Consider the following 4,475-nt stretch of genomic DNA (forward strand, 5'->3'; position numbering starts at 1 on the left):
GCGGGGTGACCGCGCTGGAGGCGGCGCTGGGCATCCGGCCGACCTGGCACAACGGCGGCATCGAGACGTTCGGGCCGGGCGGGTCGGTGATCGCCGCAATGCTCGCGGTCGCCGGCGGACTGGCGCGCCACGTGCTGTGCTTCCGGACGCTGTGGGAAGCGACGTTCAACGAGCTGATGAAACAGGGCAAGATCGCGCCGTCCATGGGACGCATGGCCGGCTGGATGTACCCGTTCGGCGCCACGTCGGCCGCGCACACACTGGCGATGAACGCGCAGCGGCACTTTCACCGTTACGGCACCACGAAAGAGACGCTGGGCTGGATCGCGCTGAACCAGCGAGCCAACGCCGAGCTGAACCCGACCGCCGTGTATCGGTCGCCGATGACGATGGACGACTACCTGAACGCGCGGCCCATCACCACGCCGTTCGGTTTGTACGACTGCGACGTGCCCTGCGACGGCGCGATCGCCGTCATCGTCTCCGCCGTCGACGCCGCCCGGGACCTGGCCAAGCCACCCGTCCTGGTGGAGGCCGTCGGAACGCAGATCGTCGAACGGATTGACTGGGACCAGAGCACGTTGACCCACGAACCGCAGGTCCTGGGCCAGGCCGCCCACGTGTGGACACGAACGTCGCTGCGGCCCAGCGATGTCGACGTCGCCGAACTCTACGACGGGTTCACCATGAACTGCCTGTCCTGGATCGAGGCGCTGGGCTTCTGCGGGATCGGTGAGGCCAAGGACTTCCTGGACGGCGGCAAGAACATCGCCCGCGACGGCCAGCTGCCCCTCAACACCCACGGCGGCCAGCTCTCGCACGGCCGCACCCACGGCATGGGACTCATCCACGAAGCGGTCACCCAACTGCGCGGCGAGGCCGGCGACCGGCAGGTCGCCGACGCCCGCGTCGGCGTGGTGAGCAGCGGCGGCCTCACCCCCAGCGGCGTGCTGCTGCTGCGGTCGGACACATGAACCAGGCAGTGCGGCCGCGGCTCGTCATCGTCGACGGGGTGCCGATGTCGGCGCTGGTCGCCGAGGCCGAGTCGCCCAAAGCCGTGATCGTGGCCATCCACGGCGGCGGCACCACGGCAATGTATTTCGACTGCCCGGGCCACCCGTCGTCGTCGTTGTTACGGTCCGGTGCGGCAGCGGGATTCACCGTCGTGGCGCTCGACCGGCCCGGCTACGGCAGCTCGGCGCCCTACCCCGAGGCGATGGCCCGGCCGGAGCAACGGGTCGCCCTCGCCTACGGGGCGGTGGATCGCATCCTGGGGGAACGGCCACGCGGCGCAGGGGTGTTCCTCATGGGTCACTCCGGTGGTTGCGAACTCGCGGTGCGGATGGGCGCCGACGAGCGCGGCGCGGGCTTGCTGGGCATGGAACTGGCCGGCACCGGCCGGCAGTACCACCCCGAGGCCCGCGACATCCTGAAAGCCGCGACGCGCGAACGCCGTCCGGCCGGGCTGCGCGAACTGCTGTGGCACCCGGAGGAGCTCTACCCGCCCGAGGTCCTGAACGGCGCCACGGTGTCGCCGACGGCACCGGCCTACGAGGAACACATGGTCGCGGACTGGGTCCGCCGCGACTTCGCCGCACTCGCCCCCGCCGTGCGCATCCCCGTGCAGTTCAGCATCGCCGATCACGAAAAGGTCTGGCAGAACGACGACTCGGCGATGGACGAGATCGCGGCCTTGTTCTCCGGGGCGCCACGGTTCACCGTCCACCGCCAGCGAGGCGCGGGGCACAACCTCAGCCTCGGCCACACCGCGGCGGACTACCACGCGAAAGTCCTCTCCTTCGCCCACGAATGCGTGGCCGCGCACTCGCCGAACGGGGGTTCCGGATGAGGGTCGGATTCATCGGACTGGGCAGCCAGGGTGGGCCCATGGCACGCCGGATCGTCGAGGGCGGCCACCCGACGATGCTGTGGGCGCGCAATCCCGCGACGCTCGAGCAGTTCGCCGACACCGCGGCGACGGTGGCCAGATCACCGGCCGAGCTCGGCGCGGCCTGTGATCTGGCGTGCCTGTGCGTAGTGGGCGACGCCGACGTCTACGAGGTCGGCTGCGGCGAGAACGGCTTGCTGGCTTCGATGAAGCCGGGCAGCGTCATCGCGGTGCACAGCACCGTACACCCCGACACCTGCCGCGAGCTGGCGAAGATAGCCGCTGCGCAGGGGGTTTCGGTCGTCGACGCGCCGGTGAGCGGCGGCGGCCTTGCGGCGGCCGCGGGCCGGCTGCTGGTGATGGCCGGCGGTGACGCCGGCGTGGTCGAGCGCTGCCGCCCGGTTTTCGAAACCTATGCCGATCCGGTCGTCTACCTCGGCGAGTTGGGCTCTGGCCAGACCACCAAGCTGCTCAACAACCTGCTGTTTACCGCCAACCTCGGCACTGCGGCCACCGCCCTGTCGCTGGCCCGCGCGCTCGGTGTCGACCCCGACCGCCTCACCGAGGTCGTCTCCCGCAGCAGCGGAAACAGCTTCGCGCTCAACGCACTCGGCGGCATCGGGGGCCTCGAACGACTCGCCGGTGTGGCCGGAGCGCTGCTGCAGAAGGACGTCCGGCTCGTCGTCGACCTCGCCGGCCGGGCCGCGGGAGACGCCGGGGCCGTGCTCGCCGCCGCGGACGCCACGCTGGCGCTGATGGGCCATCCCCGGTGAGGGTCGGGTTCGTCGGTGCGGGCCGGATGGGGCGGCCCATGGTGGCCCGGCTCGTCGCTGCCGGTCACGACGTCCGGGCCGTGGGCCGCGGCGCCGAGAAGCGCAGCGATCTCGAGACACTCGGCGCCAGCGCGGTTGCGGATGTGACCGCAGCGGCCGCGCAGGCCGACGTCGTGGTGCTGTGCGTGTTCACCGACGAACAGGTGCGCGAGGTGTGCCTGGACAGCGCGCTGCCGGCGGCCATGGCGCCGGGCTCGGCGCTGGTGGTGCACACCACCGCGAGCCCGAGGACGATGGAGGCGATCGTCGCGCGCGCCGACGGCGTCGACGTCGTGGACGCCCCCCTCAGCGGCGGCCCGCACGACATCGCGGTTGGCGGGGTCACGCTGTTCGTGGGCGGTCCCGACGACGCGGTGGCACGGGTGCGACCGGTGCTGGCGTGCTACGGCGATCCGGTCCTGCACGTCGGACCCTGCGGCGCCGGACAGAAGGTGAAGCTGGTCAACAACGCGCTGTTCGCGGGGCACATTGGCCTGCTTGGGGAATCGGTTCGGTTGGGTGAGCGCATCGGCCTGCCGGAGCCGGTGCTGCTGGAAGCGCTGGCCCATGGCAGCGCGAGCAGCCGGGTGCTGAGCCTGGTCGCGGCGAGGGGCTCCGTGGCCGCATTCGGTGAGATGGTCGGCGAGTTCGTCGCCAAAGACGTGGCCGTGGTGCGCCGCGTAGCCGGGGAACTCGGCACCGGCCTCGGTGTGCTGGACGACGTCATCACGGCCATCGGCATCGACCGGAACGGTCAGTCGGGCAGCGGCGCGCTGCCCGGCACCGGCGGCAACCGCCAGGTCTCGAATGCCATCGCCGAGAGCACGTAGACGCCGACGACGAAGACGAACTCCATCGCGGCGTGCTCGCCGAGGGTACCGGTCAACGCCTGCCAGGTCTCCCAACGTTCGTGCCCCTCGGCGAGTATCTCGTCGGCCGCCTCCAGCACCAGGCGGTCCTGGCTCAGCGACTACCTGACCGAGGGGGTGGCGCGCCTGGGCGGACGACTGCGCGTACCGGCGCCGACGATGGCGCGGGTGTTGCCGGCCACCAACGAGGGCATCACCCTGGCCAGCCACCTCGACGGCGAGGACCTCTACGGCGTCTGGCTGGCAATGATTATCTCCAGCATCGAACCCGCGACAGATTCGCGGGAAAAGCGAAACCCCGCCACCGCGGACGGCGCGAACATCGCCTGAGTCAGCCCCGGGGCAGCCGTCCGCGGCGGCCCGGGAACCGCGACGACATGGCGCGTTTTTGGTTCTTTCGGCTGCGCGCCCGAACCGCTACCGTTAGCGTTACAGTCAGGCATTCAACCGTAACGGTTCCGGCCCGCAGCTGACACGAGGGAGTGTGCAGTGACCAAGCCCCAGGTCGTCTTCGATCCGTTCTCCGAGGAGTACTTCAACAATCCGTTCGACATCTATCGACGGATGCGCGAGGAAGCGCCGCTGTACTACGACGAGAAAGAGGACTTCTACGCGTTGACCCGCCACGAGGACGTCGCGGCCGCGTTCAAGGACTTCGAGACCTACTCCTCGGCGCGGGGCTGCGACCTGGCGATGGTGCGCAAGGGCATCCCCGCCGAGCTGAAGTCGATCATCTTCATGGACCCGCCCGAGCACCGGCACATGCGCAGCCTGCTCAACAAGGCCTTCACCCCCAGGGCCATTCAGTCCCAGCGCGAGACGATCATCGAGGTCATCGACAAGTACCTGGGCGCGGCCGACCCCGACCGCTTCGACGTCGTGCAGGACTTCTCCGGGCCGTTCCCG

Annotated in this window: 6 protein-coding genes and 1 pseudogene; 6 read left to right on the top strand and 1 reads right to left on the bottom strand. The window is 70.3% G+C overall.

Annotated elements, in window-relative coordinates; genetic code table 11:
* The 4 genes from AC2VOR_RS00250 to AC2VOR_RS00265 all read left to right on the top strand — a co-directional run.
* Window positions 1-974, top strand: a 974-nt coding sequence (locus AC2VOR_RS00250) for a thiolase family protein (protein ID WP_486962975.1), incomplete at its 5' end; no start/stop codon positions are given.
* Window positions 971-1,849 carry an alpha/beta hydrolase gene (locus AC2VOR_RS00255; protein WP_486962976.1) on the top strand — a complete coding sequence of 293 codons (879 nt, stop codon included), beginning with the start codon at window positions 971-973 and terminating at the stop codon, window positions 1,847-1,849. The genes AC2VOR_RS00250 and AC2VOR_RS00255, both read left to right, overlap by 4 nt.
* Window positions 1,846-2,661, top strand: coding sequence for an NAD(P)-dependent oxidoreductase (locus AC2VOR_RS00260; RefSeq protein ID WP_486962977.1), 816 nt, complete (start codon window positions 1,846-1,848; stop codon window positions 2,659-2,661). Before AC2VOR_RS00255 ends, AC2VOR_RS00260 begins: the two co-directional genes overlap by 4 nt.
* Window positions 2,658-3,530 (top strand): NAD(P)-dependent oxidoreductase, encoded by an 873-nt coding sequence (locus tag AC2VOR_RS00265; RefSeq protein ID WP_369737031.1) that lies wholly within the window; start codon window positions 2,658-2,660, stop codon window positions 3,528-3,530. The genes AC2VOR_RS00260 and AC2VOR_RS00265 overlap by 4 nt, the downstream gene beginning before the upstream one ends.
* Here the strand turns inward: AC2VOR_RS00265 and AC2VOR_RS00270 are convergent.
* On the bottom strand, window positions 3,455-3,649 hold the full coding sequence (locus AC2VOR_RS00270; RefSeq protein ID WP_486962978.1) for a hypothetical protein: 195 nt from the start codon (window positions 3,647-3,649) through the stop codon (window positions 3,455-3,457). The genes AC2VOR_RS00265 and AC2VOR_RS00270 overlap by 76 nt on opposite strands.
* Before the next feature lie 37 nt (window positions 3,650-3,686).
* Between AC2VOR_RS00270 and AC2VOR_RS00275 the strand changes: the two genes are divergently transcribed.
* Window positions 3,687-3,899, top strand: coding sequence for a hypothetical protein (locus AC2VOR_RS00275; protein WP_486962979.1), 213 nt, complete (start codon window positions 3,687-3,689; stop codon window positions 3,897-3,899).
* Window positions 3,900-4,058: 159 nt separating this feature from the next.
* Window positions 4,059-4,475, top strand: a pseudogene (locus AC2VOR_RS00280) (cytochrome P450); the annotation flags it as partial.

The sequence above is a fragment of the Mycobacterium sp. TH-M103 genome (assembly GCF_057473785.1).

What these genes read in the sequence shown, in the direction of transcription:
- AC2VOR_RS00255 (WP_486962976.1), top strand. Translation starts at nt 971, where the DNA reads ATGAACCAGGCAGTGCGGCCGCGGCTCGTCATCGTCGACGGGGTGCCG.
- AC2VOR_RS00260 (WP_486962977.1), top strand. Translation starts at nt 1,846, where the DNA reads ATGAGGGTCGGATTCATCGGACTGGGCAGCCAGGGTGGGCCCATGGCA.